14 protein-coding genes and 2 tRNA genes are annotated in these 15,661 nt (G+C 45.7%); 8 read left to right on the top strand and 8 right to left on the bottom strand.

Annotated features, from left to right (window positions below):
* Positions 1–3: 3 nt before the first annotated feature.
* From FMS18_RS18515 to FMS18_RS18500, 4 genes are all read right to left on the bottom strand, one after another.
* Complete coding sequence (locus FMS18_RS18515; RefSeq protein WP_239061103.1) at positions 4–2,304, bottom strand: ABC transporter substrate-binding protein; 2,301 nt, start codon at positions 2,302–2,304, stop codon at positions 4–6.
* Between the two features lie 158 nt (positions 2,305–2,462).
* Positions 2,463–2,539 (bottom strand) — tRNA-Met (locus FMS18_RS18510).
* A 169-nt stretch (positions 2,540–2,708) separates the two neighbouring features.
* Positions 2,709–2,785: transfer RNA gene (locus tag FMS18_RS18505), tRNA-Met, on the bottom strand.
* A gap of 133 nt (positions 2,786–2,918) precedes the next feature.
* Entirely contained in the window at positions 2,919–3,713 is a 795-nt protein-coding gene (locus FMS18_RS18500; protein ID WP_163296154.1) for an undecaprenyl-diphosphate phosphatase, read from the bottom strand.
* A 148-nt stretch (positions 3,714–3,861) separates the two neighbouring features.
* Between FMS18_RS18500 and FMS18_RS18495 the strand changes: the two genes are divergently transcribed.
* From FMS18_RS18495 to FMS18_RS18485, 3 genes are all read left to right on the top strand, one after another.
* Entirely contained in the window at positions 3,862–4,056 is a 195-nt protein-coding gene (locus FMS18_RS18495) for a hypothetical protein (RefSeq protein ID WP_163296153.1), read from the top strand.
* A 100-nt stretch (positions 4,057–4,156) separates the two neighbouring features.
* Positions 4,157–5,317 (top strand): LPS export ABC transporter permease LptF, encoded by a 1,161-nt coding sequence (gene lptF, locus FMS18_RS18490; RefSeq protein ID WP_163296152.1) that lies wholly within the window; start codon positions 4,157–4,159, stop codon positions 5,315–5,317.
* Entirely contained in the window at positions 5,314–6,444 is a 1,131-nt protein-coding gene (locus tag FMS18_RS18485; RefSeq protein WP_163296151.1) for an LptF/LptG family permease, read from the top strand. Before lptF ends, FMS18_RS18485 begins: the two co-directional genes overlap by 4 nt.
* A 59-nt stretch (positions 6,445–6,503) precedes the next feature.
* On the opposite strand, the gene yihA is transcribed toward FMS18_RS18485, so the two are convergent.
* Positions 6,504–7,115, bottom strand: a complete 612-nt coding sequence (yihA, locus tag FMS18_RS18480; RefSeq protein WP_163296150.1) for a ribosome biogenesis GTP-binding protein YihA/YsxC — start codon at positions 7,113–7,115, stop codon at positions 6,504–6,506.
* 127 nt (positions 7,116–7,242) lie between these two features.
* On the opposite strand from yihA, the gene FMS18_RS18475 reads away from it, so the two are divergent.
* From FMS18_RS18475 to FMS18_RS18465, 3 genes are all read left to right on the top strand, one after another.
* Complete coding sequence (locus FMS18_RS18475; protein WP_163296149.1) at positions 7,243–7,698, top strand: type II 3-dehydroquinate dehydratase; 456 nt, start codon at positions 7,243–7,245, stop codon at positions 7,696–7,698.
* 128 nt (positions 7,699–7,826) lie between these two features.
* The gene (gene efp, locus FMS18_RS18470; RefSeq protein ID WP_163296148.1) at positions 7,827–8,387 is read left to right on the top strand and encodes an elongation factor P; all 561 of its coding nucleotides are present in this window, start codon (positions 7,827–7,829) and stop codon (positions 8,385–8,387) included.
* Positions 8,388–8,510: 123 nt separating this feature from the next.
* On the top strand, positions 8,511–10,742 hold the full coding sequence (locus FMS18_RS18465) for a DNA translocase FtsK (protein WP_203544703.1): 2,232 nt from the start codon (positions 8,511–8,513) through the stop codon (positions 10,740–10,742).
* A 280-nt stretch (positions 10,743–11,022) separates the two neighbouring features.
* Here FMS18_RS18465 and FMS18_RS18460 read toward each other — a convergent pair whose 3' ends face one another.
* A complete protein-coding gene (locus tag FMS18_RS18460) occupies positions 11,023–11,490 on the bottom strand; it encodes an L-2-amino-thiazoline-4-carboxylic acid hydrolase (RefSeq protein ID WP_163296147.1) in 468 nt (155 codons plus the stop codon).
* 60 nt (positions 11,491–11,550) lie between these two features.
* Here FMS18_RS18460 and lolA point away from each other — a divergent pair, with 60 nt between their 5' ends.
* Positions 11,551–12,195 carry an outer membrane lipoprotein chaperone LolA gene (gene lolA, locus FMS18_RS18455; protein ID WP_163296146.1) on the top strand — a complete coding sequence of 215 codons (645 nt, stop codon included), beginning with the start codon at positions 11,551–11,553 and terminating at the stop codon, positions 12,193–12,195.
* A gap of 127 nt (positions 12,196–12,322) precedes the next feature.
* Here lolA and FMS18_RS18450 read toward each other — a convergent pair whose 3' ends face one another.
* On the bottom strand, positions 12,323–13,078 hold the full coding sequence (locus FMS18_RS18450; protein WP_163296145.1) for a pseudouridine synthase: 756 nt from the start codon (positions 13,076–13,078) through the stop codon (positions 12,323–12,325).
* A 10-nt stretch (positions 13,079–13,088) separates the two neighbouring features.
* Positions 13,089–13,709: a sulfurtransferase-like selenium metabolism protein YedF gene (gene yedF, locus FMS18_RS18445; RefSeq protein WP_163296144.1), complete on the bottom strand. Its 621-nt coding sequence runs from the start codon at positions 13,707–13,709 to the stop codon at positions 13,089–13,091.
* A gap of 186 nt (positions 13,710–13,895) precedes the next feature.
* Here yedF and FMS18_RS18440 point away from each other — a divergent pair, with 186 nt between their 5' ends.
* Positions 13,896–15,659 (top strand): ABC transporter ATP-binding protein, encoded by a 1,764-nt coding sequence (locus tag FMS18_RS18440; protein ID WP_163296143.1) that lies wholly within the window; start codon positions 13,896–13,898, stop codon positions 15,657–15,659.
* The last annotated feature ends 2 nt before the right edge of the window (positions 15,660–15,661 follow it).

Below are 15,661 nucleotides of genomic sequence, written 5' to 3'. Positions count from 1 at the left end.
ATATTAAACGATAGGTATTTTGATTGTGAATTTGGTACCTTTTCCGATTTCGGTGTCTATTTCAAAAAAGCCCTTGTGGTTTTGGGTTATTATAAAATATGAGACGGAAAGTCCAAGGCCGGTTCCGACTCCGGGAGATTTGGTGGTAAAAAAAGGTTCAAATACACGCCGCTTCACTTCCGGATTTATACCCGGACCGTTATCTTCTACTTCGGCTGTAATGAATTTTTTATCCATTCGAGTGCGTAAAGTTATGGTCGGTGTTCGGATACCGGAAATTTCATTGGAAGCATATGCCGCGTTTTTTACCAGATTCAGCAGCACCTGTTCGATTTCAATGCGCATGCAGCTTATTTCCCCTAGGTTTTCCTGATAATCCTTGATAATTTTAGTGTGTTTAAAATCATATTTTTTCTTCAGGTCATAATCGCAGGTGATTATGTTCATGATGTCATCAAAAAGGCGGTTCAGATTGCAGGCGGTCATACCTTCATCGTTGCGGCGTGTGAAGTTAAGCATTGTTCTTACGATATTAGCAGCCCGTTCTCCGGATGAATGGATGCCATCGAGCATCCTGATAATTCCTCTTTCTTCCAGGTAGCTTTTGATTTGATCGCAGGAACACCCATTTTTATCCGCTATTTTGACATTTGCCGGTATTTCCGGTGAAACCCGGCGGTAAATATTTTGTACGGCCTGAAGTATTCCGGCTAAGGGGTTATTGATTTCGTGGGCCATACCTGCGGCCAGCCCTCCCACTGAAACCATTTTTTCAGTCTGAATAAGCAATTCCTGTGTTTTTATTTTTTCAGTCATATCAATGAGTGATGCTACGCAATCGGTACTGCCTTCAATTACTTCTACGTGTGTATGGACGTTTCTGATTTCTCCGTCTGCTCGCTTGAATTTGAAATCATATGATTTCGGGGAGGAGTGCTCGGTAAAAGTTCTAGATTTTGCATAGGAGGTCATTCTGTCCACTTCGTCTGGAGCGATGAAATCAGTCCATTTTTGCTTCATTTCAATATCTTCAATAGGCAAATCGCATAATTGAGCAAAGTTGCTGTTACACTTTTTTATCATGTAGTCGGGGGTAATTATGACTGTTGCGGTTCCGGTGTTTTCAAAGAGGCTGCGGTAATATTTTTCACTTTTTTTCAGCTTTTCTTCCATTTCACGGCGGCTGTTAATTTCCTGCTTGAATTTTCCGGCAACCAAAATGAACGCAAGCAGGATCAGTACAATTACAGCAAATAGGGCTGTAGCCCAGACTGCTGTTTTTTGTCTGATTAAAACTTTGCCTTCTGTTGGATTAAAAAAGAAATCTGCGAGATTGCGTTCGCTTTGGGTCAGCCCTTGTTTTTTAAATTCCGCGCCAATCTGCTCCCATCTGGATGGGTTGCTGTGTCCTATGCGCACAAGGTCAGGTAAAATCAGGGTACGAATGATATCCGCTTCATATTTAAGATGCCCTTTTGTTTTAAGTGAACCGAATTTATTGATTATTATATCTATGATTTCTTCAGGGTTTTCAAGTGCGTATTTCCATCCTTTCAAACTGGCTTTGAGGAATTTGTTGGTTCGTTCCGGGTGTTTATCCAACTGAGCCCGTGATGTAAAAAGAGTGTCTCCATAGAAATCAATTCCGTGGGTGTAGGGATAAATTATGGAGTAAGACTCATCTTCTTTTGTCAGATAGTAAGGCTGATTAGTGCTGTATGCGGCGATAACATCAATTTCAGGGTCGAAATAGTCTTCAGGAACCGCAAAACGATCAATTAAATTAATGTCGGAAAAAGATATACCTGCTCTCTCCAGCATCACTTTTAATTCAATATCCTGTGATGCAGAACTCATGAGTACATTTTTGCCTTTCAGTTCCTGCGCTGTGTGTATGAGCGGTTTTGTTTTGGATATAAAAACCAATGGCGAATGCTGGTATACTGAAGCTAGGAGAACAAGCCTTTTACCATTTAGGTAATGGAGCAGGACTTCAGAATTACTGACTCCGAAATCAGCATTACCGGCAAGTACTTGATCGATAGGATTGTGTCGCAGATCGCGTTCAATGATGGTTACATCCAATCCTTCGTCTTCATAAAATCCCTTTTCAAGGGCTGCATAATACCCGGCAAACTGAAATTGGTGGAACCATTTGAGTTGCAGGGTGATTTTATCGAGCTTTTTGTTGGCAAATGAGTTGGATGCGAAGCAGAGTAAGGTACATAAGGTAATTAACAGCAAATAAAATGCAGATGGGGTGCGAGCGAGTGAAGAGGGATAGATACTGGAAGGTTTTTTCAAAATGATAATCCTGTTGTTTAGACATTAGATTACCTGAAGAAATAGCAGAAATGGCGGATTTTGGAAATAATTACTGAAAAATAAATCCCGATCTACTGGAGTAGTGTCCGGGTAAAAAAGAAAAGGCCCTGCAAATTTGCAGGGCCTTATGGTCTTCGTGGTAGCGAGGAAGGGAATTGAACCCCCGACACTGCGGATATGAGCCGCATGCTCTAACCAACTGAGCTACCTCGCCACGTTTTGTGTGCTGAACTTCCCGTCCAACGAGGACAGTGTTTATACATTCTTGATTCGCTTGGCAAGTAAAAAATGATAAAAAATTCGGTATAATAATTATATGTTTATTTGCCAGCGTTTGAAAAAGAAAAAAGGCCCTGCAAAAATGCAGAGCCTTGTGATTCTCGTGGTAGCGAGGAAGGGAATTGAACCCCCGACACTGCGGATATGAGCCGCATGCTCTAACCAACTGAGCTACCTCGCCACTTTTTGTGCGCTGAACTTCCCGCCCAACGAGGAGACTTTCTATACATTCTGCGTGTGCTTGGCAAGCAAAAAAATGACTTTTTTTAAACTTTTTTTAAAATAGGTCAGATTATTGAGTGTTTAAGCGGTCCTTAGCTCCAGAAGAAAAGCACCAGCGGAGCCAGCGCAAGGCGGTAATATGCAAAAGGACGCAAGGTAAGCTTGCCTAGCAGGTAGATAAATCCTTTTACCGCTGCCCATGCGGAGAGAAATGATACAACAAATCCAACAGCCAGAAAAGGCATGTCAGCCATGGTAAAGAGCTGATAGCTTTTGAGCATGTCGTATCCGGTTGCTGCGAACATGATTGGTACTGCGGCGATAAAGGAGTATTCTGCGGCAACTTTGCGTTTAGCTCCCAGAAGCATGCCGCCCATGATGGTTGCCGCTGAGCGGGAGAATCCGGGCCAAAGCGCAAGACATTGGAAGCACCCGATGCCAAGGGCAAGCTTGGGAGTAACTTCATCAAGAGAGTAGCAGTTTGGGCGAATATCCTTTTTTTCAACAATCAGGATCATGATTGCCCCCACTCCCAGTGCCCAGGCTACTGTGTATGGATTAAACAGGTGCAGTTTGATGAAGTCGTGGGCCAGCAAGCCGAGCACAGATGCCGGAAGACTGGTCAGGAAGAGTAGGTAGAGTCCCCGGATGCCGGAAAATCGCTGAGCCGGGTTAGGGACAACCAGCCCCCAGAAACGGGACCAGTAAAGCACGACCACGGCGAGGATTGCTCCCAGCTGGATGGCGACTTCAAACGAAGCCGCCTTTGCCCCGGTAAAGCCAAGCAGATGTCCGGTGATGATCAGGTGTCCGGTGCTTGAGACCGGGAGAAATTCAGTTAGCCCCTCAACTACGCCCAGAATGGCGGCGGTAAATAGCGATGTCATTGGTATTCCTTTATGATTGCCGGAAGTTTCGGCTTTGTTTTCAAGTTACCCGCTTTGGGTAAGCCAGCCTGCACAAAGTTGCAAGGGGCGGCAAGCTGGTGTACTGATAAATATTAATCAACTACGTTTAAAACTAAGGATTAAATATATGACTACTGTCGTGCCTCCCTGTGAACTGACCAAAAAAGCGATCAAATGGATTTCCGAGCAGCAGACTGAAACTGAGAAGCCTTTGAATTCCTTGCTTGAAGAGGCCGCCATGAGATTCAATCTTTCCCCCAAAGATATGGAATTCATGGAACGTTTTTACGCTGAAAACAGTAATGAAAGCCCTGAGTGCTAATTCCCGTTTTCGGGTTGATTCTGCGTTATGGGCTGATATAAGCCTGCTATTACTTTTTTTGTGATTAACTTTATTGTCTGCATATTTTGCGGGAACTAAATTGAAGCTTCTTCATCGCAATATTTTTAAAGAACTCATATCCATATTTGCTCTGAGTATCTCAGGGTTCATGGGGCTTATCCTCATCGGAAGACTACTCCAGTTCAGGGATCTGTTTATGGGGCAGAGTCTTGGTGTTTTGGAAATAGCTAAGCTGTTCATGTACCTGTGTCCGTTTTTTCTGCTCATGCTCACCCCCATTGCGACCATGCTTTCGATCTTCCTCACCTTTTTGAGGATGAATGCGGATAACGAGATCACTGCGCTAAAATCCGGTGGGTTGAGTCTTTACAGGCTGTTGCCTGCGCCGATTATCTTTTGTCTGCTCTGCACCGGGGCGGATTTTTATTTTTCACTCTACGGCCTTTCATGGGGTACGGAAAATTTTCGTAACGCGCTCATGGAATTCGCCCGCACCCAGAGTCAGCTGGCGATTCAACCCGGAGTTTTTAATAAGAATTTTCCGGGACTTGTCTTTTATGCTGACGGGGTGGACGAAGAAAGCGGAATCATGCGTTCCGTTTTTGTGCGCGATAACACCCGAAAAGGCATGACTGCTACCATCGTGGCCCCGCTGGGCGAAATCCGTACTGATCCTAAGATGGGCCGTCTGCTTATCCACTTGGAGAATGGACGTATTTATCAGCAGGAAAATGAGCAACTGAGCGTACTTAAGTTCAAAAACTATGATGTGCGCATCCCTCTTGCCAATATCCTGAAGGGTTACGACGTGGATGAACTGCGGCCTAAGGAAATGTCATGGGAGAAGCTGGTCCGCATCAGTCGTGCCGGAGACAGGGCTGGCGATATTGACCCCGGTTTCTTTAAAAAGGTTCAAGTAGAGGTTCAAAAAAGGCTGGCCCTGCCTATGGCTTGTCTGGTGCTTGGCATGTTTGCTGTACCTATTGCCTGCATTTTCAGGGGCCTCAAGCAGCAATATGGCTTGATAATTTCCATGGGGCTTTTCCTCGTGTACTATACTATGCTTTCCCTTGGCGTCACTTTCGGGGAGAGCGGTGTGCTTACACCTGTGGTCGGTCTCTGGTTACCAAATATTACATTCGCAGTGATTTCAGTGATTCTGCTTAAGATGGCGGTTATGGAGCATTCATTCAGTATCAGGATTCCGTTCCTGAAAAAATTCAGGAGGAAGGAAGCATGATTCGCAGACTTCTTCCCGGCTATCTAGCCTCGTATGTTCTGAAGCAGAATATATTCCTTATGTGCGTCTGCCTTGGGGTAGGCACTGGAATTTATCTGCTTTCGGATCTCTTTGACCGTCTGGATGACTTCATTGAGGCCGGACTTGGAATGGGTACTATTCTCAAGTACTTTCTGGTCAAGATGCCGCTCATCTTTTCCCAGATTCTGCCTGCGGTTTTCCTGATTTCCATGATCGTACAGCTCTGTGTCATGGCCCGGAGCAAGGAGCTTTTGGCCCTGCGAACAGGCGGGCTATCTCTCCTCTGGTTCCTTAAATTCTTTGTGATTTATGCCGTGATCTGGTCTTTTGGGCAGCTTCTATTTTCTCAGGTTATCGGGGTTTACGGTGAGCAGGAAGCCTACCGCATCTGGAAAGAAGATGTGCGTAAAAGCATGCTTGATAAACGGGTGCTGAAGAATATCTGGCTCAAGGAAGGCAATTTTGTGGTGGAGGCCAAGGAAGTCATGCCTTTTGGTAACCGAGCCAAGGGCATAACCGTGTATGAGTTCGCTGATGACAACAGTGGAATCCAGCGGGTTATCACGTCCGAGAGTGCCGAGGTCAGCAGTAAATATGGTTGGAAGCTTGAAAATGCAGTTGAGTTAAGCCCGGATCGTTTCGCTTCTCGTAAGCATCCGATGTTCACCATGCCTATTAAGCTTAATCTCAATGTCTTTAAGGTGGTTGATCCTGACATTGACCCGGCCCAGTTGCCGCTATGGCAGTTGGATCAAGTAATCGAGCAGCTTAAGCTGTCCGGTTCCAGTGTGGATCGTTTGATTACCGCGTGGCATTCCAAGTGGGCCTATGCTTTTTCGCTTTTGACCATGGCCCTTGTTTCGTTGGCATTGGTAACAATTTCCGAGAATATTTATTTGAATATCGGGCTTGGGCTGGCGTTGGTCTTTGCTTACTACGCTTTGTTCATGGTCGGTGCTTCAGCCGGGGATAGCGGGGCGTTACCGCCGATTGTCGCAGCATGGTTAGGAAATATTCTGGTTAGCTCTCTTGCCCTTGGAAGGATTGCGTGGGTCTTCGTGCCTGAGCATTTCGGAAAATATATGACCAAATTTAAAACTGGCTAATAAAAAAGGGCATTCCATCATTTGATGAAATGCCCTTGATTTGAATTTTTCTGACTTGGTTATTCAGTTTCGTTTTCTTCCTCGATATCTGCCAGTTCGGGAATTGCGGTTACATCCAGCAGGTTCCAGAGTCTGGTGCGGTTCATACCGGTTTTACTGGAAACGCAGATCGGCTTGACCTTGAGGATTTCTTCCCATTTGTTTTGGACCTTGGAACGGTCCTTTTGTTTAGCTTTATCCGCCTTGGTCATGATCGGAATAATGGGAATATTGCAGTGCTGGAAATATGAAATGAGATCCAGATCATTTTGCTGCGGATTATGACGGCTATCCAGCAGCACTGCCGCCGCTGCGACATAAGCATTGTCCATCAGATATTTGTCGATGAGCTTAGCCCACTTAGCGCGTTCGGTCTTTGAACAGCGTGCGTATCCGTAACCGGGCAGGTCAACAATAAAGTAGCCGTGCGGATCTACTTCATAATAGTTAAGACTACGGGTCTTACCAGGGGTGGAACTGATTTTAGCCAGCTTTTTTCTGCTGGCAAGACAGTTGATCAGCGAGGATTTCCCAACGTTGGAGCGCCCGGCAAGAATGATCTGCGGGGCAGCGAACTCTTCAAGCTGATTGATCTCGTAAACGGTTTTAATTAACGTAAGTGTATTATCCATAAGGAATCGTCCTTGATTATTCGTGGTTGCATGAACCTGCCTTGTTCACTTATTTATTAAGGCTAGTCAAGCTAAGCAATCATTACAAGGATATTTTCCCCGAACCTGAACTTGAAAGGTGGATTTGATGAAAACTTTCCTGATCCTGAACGGGCCGAATCTCGGATACGTTGGCAAGCGTCAGCCTGAGATTTACGGTTCTGATAAAATTGAAGATATTCCCGAACATCTTAAAACCCTTATGGGCGATAAGGCAGATGAAATCAAACTGGAATTCTTCCAGTCCAATTCCGAGGGGGCCTTGATCGACAGGTTGGAAAAAGCCCGTGAAGACGGGGTTGATGGAGTTGCCTTTAATGCCGGAGCATACACTCACACCAGCCTTGCTTTGGCGGATTGTCTGGCATGGATCGAAGTGCCTTGCGCGGAAGTTCATATCAGTAATATCTGGGCTCGCACCGAAGATCCTGTTCGCCAGCAAAGTTTTATGGGAAAACAGTGCATTGGAGTAATTGCCGGATTCGGAATAATGAGCTATGCCTTGGCCGTTCAAGCATTGTTTTCGCATGTGGCAGCTGATTAGTTTTTAGGGACGATATTCTAGCCGCAGAAAACCGCAGCTGCTGTCACGTTTATTACTATGAAGACAGCGGGGTAACGCTTAAAGGCGCCATATGGGGCCCTGCAAATAATATTTTATTCGGAGGAAATATGATTTCTACTAAAGATTTTAGAAACGGACTTAAGATTGAGATTGATGGTAAACCTTACGAAATCGTTGAATTTCAGCATTTCAAACCCGGCAAGGGCGGCGCATTTGTACGTACCAAGCTGAGGAACATGTTCACCGGCCGTGTTACTGATCAGACCTTCCGTTCCGGTGAAAAGGTCAAAAAACCGGATATGGCTACTAAAGAAATGCAGTTCCTGTACAAGGACGGCACTGATTATATACTCATGGATCTTGAGTCTTATGAGCAGATGAACGTTGCTGCTGATGTTATTGGCGGCTCCGGTGGTTTCCTCAAAGAAGGAGAAACCAACAAGGCTCTGCTTTATAACGGAGATGTTATCGGTATCGATCTGCCTGCTTCCGTAATTCTCGTTGTTACTCAGACTGATCCCGGCGTACAGGGCGACCGCGTAAGTAACGCAACCAAACCTGCTACTCTCGAAACCGGGCTGGGCGTCAATGTGCCCCTGTTCATTAACGAAGGGGATAAGATCAAGGTTGATACCCGTTCCAGCGAATACCTCGGTCGTGAAAAGTAATTTGATTTGTTAATAATTTCGGGGAGTCTCAGGCTCCCCGAAAATTGAATATCTTATCCATCTTAAATTAGATGGACGCTGCGCCAACCAGCCCTTTTCCGGGATCAAACGGAGGATGAGACACTGCCAAGCGGAAAATTCGCAAAAGAGATATCCGGCATGTTCTGGATTTTTTTAGCCGTATTTCTTTTTATAAGCATGTACTCGTTCCATCCGGGAGACCCGACCCTTAATCAGGCTGTGAGTGACAGTTGGAAAGTCAAGAACCTGATCGGACCTGCCGGATCATATGCGTCCGGTCTTTTAGTTGAAATGCTCGGCTTGGGGTCATGGCTGGTTCCTTTTTATTTTCTTTTTCTAGGTATCACCTCATTTATTTCTGCACTTAGGCAACCGTGGTGGCGTTGGACCGGGCTGGTTCTTCTCTATGTATGCCTGCTTGCATGGTCTTCGCATCCGTGGCTGGTGCAGTTCCAGAAGTCCCTCGTCATTCATGAAGGCGGTTTTATCGGCGGTCTTCTTTCCAAGTGGTCTTTCAAGTACCTCAAGCCTGTGGGAGCTTTTCTTTTCTGGATGTTCATGACCCTTGCCGGAATTCAGCTGACTCTTAATCTTAGCTGGGCTGCTATCGGCAAGAGAATTCGTTCTTTGTTTACTGATTTCTGGCTCAAGAACAAAGAGCGGGTAGGCCGCAAAGCCAAACGCATGAAGGCCGAGCAGAAAATTAAACGTGCTGAGCGCAAAAAGGCCAAGGCTGAAGCTAAAGCCATCAAAGAAGCTGAAGAAGAGACTCCTGAATCTGTTGATGTTGAAGAAGAAGGTGATGTTCTCGTACTCAAGCCTTTTGACGAAAAGCCTGCCAAAAAAGATAAACCAAAAGCCAAGCCCAAGAAGCCCAAAGCTAAAAAGATAGATACCAGTACGGATTTTCCGACTCTTGATTTTCTTGCCGAACCAAAGGTTGCCGGGGTTCAGTTTGATCCCAAGGATCTTGAGGAGAAGACAGAAGCTTTAAAGGTTTGTTTAAAGGATTTCAATATTGACGGAGAGGTTCAGAAAGTTATCCCCGGTCCGGTGGTAACCATGTTCGAATTCCGTCCCGCGCCGGGTGTTAAAGTCAGCAAAATTGCTAACCTGACTGATGACATTGCCCTCGCTTTAAAAGCCACTGCGGTACGTATTGAAGCTCCTATTCCGGGCAAGGATTCCGTTGGTATTGAGATTCCCAATGACAACAGGCAGACAGTTTATCTGCGTGAAATTTTCGAACACAGCTGTTTTACAAAGTCCAAGTCCGCATTGACCATGGCTCTTGGTAAGGACATTCAGGGTGAGCCTGTATCTGCCGATCTCGCCAAGATGCCTCACCTGCTTGTTGCAGGGGCTACCGGGGCCGGTAAAAGTGTCTGCCTGAACGGTTTGCTCCTGTCCATGCTTTACAAGGCCGGACCTGAAGAACTCAAGTTGCTGCTCATCGACCCCAAACGCATTGAATTGGCCGTATATGCCAGCCTGCCGCATCTTGTGCATCCTGTGGTCACTGACATGGCTCTTGCCAAATCCGCGCTTGAGTGGGCTGTTTTTGAGATGGACAAGCGTTACGAAAACATGGCCCGTCTTGGTGTACGTAATATCGCCAGCTATAATGAAAAGCTTGCTAAGTCCGCTGATGATCTTCCTGAAGAGTTGGAAGATCTTGAACCTATGCCTTCTCTCGTCATCATCGTTGACGAGTTGGCTGACCTTATGCTCACTGCCGGAAAGGACGTGGAGATCAGTATTGTGCGTCTGGCGCAGCTGGCCCGTGCTGCCGGGATTCATATTATCCTTGCCACCCAGCGTCCGTCTGTTGATGTTGTAACCGGACTCATCAAGGCCAACTTCCCGACCCGTATTTCATTTCAGGTTACCTCCAAGCACGATTCTCGTACCATTCTTGATATGATCGGTGCGGAGAAGTTGCTTGGACGCGGTGACATGCTTTTCAAGCCCAGCGGTTCCAAGCTGCGCAGGCTGCATGGTGCACTTGTTGAAGATGACGAGATCAAGGGTGTGGTAGACTTTTGGAAGAAAAAATATCCGCAGGATTTTGAGCTTGATTTCAGCGACTGGAAAGAATCAGGATCATCTGGACCCGGAGCAGGAAGCATGCCCGGTGAATCTGATGACCCGGTCTACAACGAGGCCGTACAATTCGTTCTGGAGCAGGGCAAAGCCTCAATTTCGCTCTTGCAGCGTCGGTTCCGCATCGGTTTCAACCGCGCTGCCCGGTTTATCGAGCAGATGGAGCAGGATGGAATTCTAGGGCCGCAAGACGGCAGCAAGCCACGTATAGTTTTAATTACTAAGGATTAAGAAAGCCTCCGGCGGCTGGGGAAGGGAAAACTTTTGCAAAAGTTTTCCCTTCCCCAGACCCCATCCCTTTCAAAACCTTTCAGTATGCTTCGCATATAACTTGAAAAGACGACATAAAGAGAACAACCGCAATATTTTGAAAATATTGCGGTTTAATTGTTTAGAGACGGTTTGATGCACTGTATGCGAAGCTTGTTAAAAGTTTTTGAAGAGTCCAGAGAAACTTTTTCCAAAAAGTTTCTCTGGCCCTCGGAGAGGCTGTCGGCAGACCCGCCGGAGGCTATTTCCAAACAAATTTAAAAGGACAACAGTCTCCGCCTTCGGCTAGTGTTGTTTCGCGGACCATGCTTAGCTTGTCGCTGTAGCCTTTGGCGAAAGGTTCGTCTCGGGAACAGGAGAGCAGGGTGCAGAGTTCTTCGGGTAAGCCCATTTCGCGGTAGGACTCCTGATAACGGCAGCGACTAACTTTTACAGTCAGTTCATTGTCGTTGATGGAAACATCAGCGACTTCGATGGCATCCCCTTTTTCCCATATTTCGACTACTGTTGAGAAATGTTCGAGATTAGGCGTGTCTACGGATGCGGCAAATGCCTGCCCGGACTTGCGGGCCGATTTTTGCAGGTTTTCGGTTATGATTTGCAGGGCTTTTTCTTTGCCGAATTGTTCGGTCATGGTTTCATAAAGTTCGCCGTATAACTCGGCTTCGATGAGTCGGCGGGAAATTTGTGATACAGGTTGTACTTTCATAATCAATCCAAAAGGGTTAAGACAGTTTTTGTAGATGAACCCGAATTCACGAGGAGAATAATGCGATTCAGGATTTTAATACTTGTTGTCTCGGTCCTGCTTTCTTTCAGCTCTGTAGCGGTTGCTGATGAACTTACTGCCGAGATTCAGAAAACATACGATTCAATTAAAACTTTCAGTGCGGACTTTACCCAGACTTTGACCAATGCCGCAAGCAAGGAACAGGATATCCGTTCCGGTAAAATTATTTTTAAACAGCCTTCACTGCTGCGCTGGGAATCAGTAAAGCCGGAACCGGAACTGCTTATTGTTGGTGAATCAATTGTCTGGGATTACTTTCCCGAAGACAAATTGGCTCTTAAGTACCGCACCAAGCAGCTTTTTAACTCCAAAACCATGATCAAATTCATCTCCGGGCAGGCAAAGCTCGAAGAGGATTTTGTGGTCGAAAATCAGGGTGATGATAATGGACTGATCAAGCTCAAGCTGCTGCCTCTTGAACCTGAAACCGGTATGGTTCTGGCCTTTGCGTGGATTGATCCTGAGCGGAAAATGATGAGTAAGATTCTGGTTGTTGATTTCTACGGCAACGGCAATGAGGTTGCCATGAGTAACATTGAAATTGACCCTGAAGTGGATGATTCAATATTCCAGTTCATCCCGCCGGAAGGTGTGGATGTGGAAGATAATACGAAAATTAAGTAGTTTAAAATTAGTACAAAATTTAAAGACCCAGATTTGATCATCAAATCTGGGTCTTTTTAATTTACGCTGGTATGCCATTAAAAACGGCGAAGCCTTACTAAAAGGTTTTAAGCCGCCGGAGGCATTCCTATTTTATTTTCAAATCTTTTTTAAGCAAAGCCAGTTCTTTTGCGCTTAGTTCGCGCCATTCTCCGGGCTTGAGATCGCCCAGTTCCACGCGACCTTGACGGACTCTTTTCAGGCGCAGGATGGTTTTGTTGTATTCATCAAACATACGTCTGATCTGACGATTGATCCCTTGATGAAGCACCATTTCGTATTTGGTGGTTTCGCCCACTTTACTAATGGTTTTAACCTGTACCGGAGCAAGGAGTTCGTCTCCGTCCGCAAGGAACATTCCGGCTTCCATGATGGATATTTCCCGTTCGGAAAGCGTACCGCGTATGGTCACGTGATAGACTTTGGGCAGATGCCATTTGGGGTGAGTCATGCGGTTGCAAAGTTCACCGTCCGTGGTCATCAAAAGCATTCCTTCAGAGTAAAAATCAAGTCTTCCTACAGAAAATACACGGCGTTTGACAATCCCTGAAGGCAGCAGGTCCATAACAGTTTTCCGGCCTTGCGGATCTCTGGCAGTAGTCACTGTTTCAACGGTTTTGTGCAGCATGATGTAAAGATCGTCTGCTTTTTGGTCATGCTGTATCGGTTTGCCGCTTACCTCGACGAGATCATTTTCAGGATCTACCTGAATTCCGGGAGAGTCAGCGGTTTTACCATTGATTTTAACTTTGCCTTTTTGGACGAGTTCGTCGGCTCCACGCCTAGAAGAAATTCCTGCGGAAGCAATATATTTATTTAATCTGATAGTTTTTTTGTCGGTCATGTCGGCTTTCTTAAGCCTTAATTACTTTGCTGGCAAGCTGCATGCTGGTGACTACGTCGAGCATGTTTGTTGTTTCACCTACTTGTTTTTTATCGAGCAGGTCGAAATGGTCGAGACAGGTACCGCATACAAGAATAGAAACACCTGCTTCTTCAAGCTCTTGAAGCTTCTCAAGGCATTTGCTGCCTTCAGTTGCAAGCTTGACTGCACCGTTGACCATAATGATCCGCCACAATGAACCGTCAAGTTCAGGTAAGGTGGAAATAAAGTTGAACATCAGACTGGCACCTAGTTTGTCATCACCATTGCCAAGAAATTCGCTGTTCAGGAACACAAGCGTTTTGCTGCCTACGTTAGCGATTTCATCGTCATTCATAACCTGACAGACTTCGCATTCAGCGGGAGATTCAGAAGTAATATCTTTTTTTCCCTTAACTACGAAAAGATTGTCCTTTTCCTTGACGCTGACTTCATATCCTTTGGTCGTCATGAACCGGGATACGTTTTCTTTGGCGGCCTCGTTGTCTACCGTGATTTTAATTTTGGCTGGATTCTCGGATTCTATTGCGTTTTTGCATTTGATTACGGGCTGCGGGCAGGGGAGCCCTTTACAATCTATTTTAACTGACATTTAAATTCTCCTTCTAATTGAATTAAGATAACAGCCAATGTTTTGCGGTCAAATTGATTAATCCAATGAAAAGAAAGGTAAGTCATCAGTTAAATCTATCTGTATGGAATAGACACTTGCGATTGCCGCCAATGAGAAGTAAGGAAATAGCGCAATCGGCGTTCAGCCACAATAAAGGAGTCTAATTTGCCTAAAGGCGGAAAATACAGCTATCTGAAAAACAAACATCTCATCAAGAGATGTCTTTCATATTTTGGACCCTATAAGTTCAGGATAATCATTGCTTTTATTTCCATGGCAATCGTTGCAGCCGCAACTGCTGCAACAGCTTATCTGATCCAGCCGGCCATGGATGATATCTTTATCAACAAAGACCGCGAGGCACTGACACTGGTGCCCATAGCCTTTGTTGCTGTCATGCTGATTAAAGGTGTGTTCAGGTTTTTACAGACCTACCTGATGAACAGTGCCGGACTGCTGGTGCTTGAGCAACTCAGAAATGATCTTTTTAACAAGATTATCTGTTTGCCCATGAATTTCTTTGAAGAAAGTCAGGTGGGCATGCTTATGTCCCGTATCTTGAACGACGTTATTGAAATCCGGGCCAGCCTACCTTCTTTTATTATGATGATCCGTGAGGCTTTTACTATCATCTGCCTGATTGGTCTGGTTTTTTATCGTGATCCTTATCTGGCTGCCTTTGCGGTGCTGGTATTGCCGCTGGCGATTTTCCCGTTTTTTTATTTCGGGAGAAAACTGCGTAAGCTGGGCCGTAAGAACCAGAGTAAAATTTCCGACATTAACGCCCTCTTGCAGGAGTCTTTCAGTGGAGTGAAGGTCATCAAGGCTTTTGCCAATGAGAAGCTTGAGACAGGTAGATTTGAGCAGGAAAATGGGCGTCTGGTCAGGATCGCTATTAAAGAAGTCCTGAACAGTGAGCTTTCTTCCAGGATCATGGAAATCGTCGGAGCCTTCGGAATCGGCCTTGTCCTCTGGTACGGCGGAGCGCAGGTTATTGACGGTCATTCCACACCGGGTACTTTCTTTTCTTTTATTGCCGCGCTGGTCATGCTTTATGAACCGATCAAGAAGATGAATACCTCCAACCATACCATCCAGCGCGCACTTGCCGGGGCGGAAAGGGTTTTTGAGATTCTTGATTCGCCGAAGATTAATGTAGAGCAGGGCGGTGTGACTGAACTGGAACAGGATTTTAAAAAACTGGAAATTAAGAATCTGACCTTCAGTTATCCGTCTTCCGAATCTCCAGTGTTGGATAACATCAATCTCGATGTTAAAGCCGGGCAGAAGATAGCTATTGTCGGTCCCAGCGGTTCCGGTAAGACCACTTTGGTTAATCTTATTCCCCGTTTCTACGATGCCAAGCAGGGTGTGATTAAGATTAACGGCCGGCAGGTAAGTGACTATAGCTTGAAGTCCCTGCGTTTGAATATCGGTATGGTTTCGCAGGAAACTTTCCTTTTTAATGCTACCGTGCGTGACAATATTGCCTACGTGAGCCAGGATGCAGCTCTTGAAAGTGTTCAGCAGAGTGCCAAGAATGCTTTTGCTCATGAGTTCATCGAAAAACTTCCTGAAGGCTATGAAACCATGGTCGGCGAACGTGGGGTAAGGCTTTCCGGCGGGCAGAAGCAACGTTTGACTATTGCCCGCGCTCTGCTCAAGAATCCGCCGCTGCTTATCCTTGACGAGGCTACCAGTGCCCTTGATACCGAAGCTGAACGCATTGTGCAGATGGCCCTTGAAAATCTCATGAAGGACAGGACCAGCATTGTTATCGCGCACAGACTTTCCACTGTGCTGTCCGCTGATGTGATTGTGGTTATGGAAAAAGGTAAAATTGTTTCCAAAGGTAGCCACAAGGAACTTTTGAAAAAATGTCCGCTGTACATAAAACTTTACAACATGCAGTTTCAGGATAATTCATAGTT

The sequence above is a fragment of the Desulfovibrio sp. JC022 genome, assembly GCF_010470665.1.
GTDB lineage: Bacteria > Desulfobacterota > Desulfovibrionia > Desulfovibrionales > Desulfovibrionaceae > Maridesulfovibrio.
Note: the sequence above shows the minus strand (reverse complement) of the source record. Positions and strands in the feature narration are given on the sequence as shown.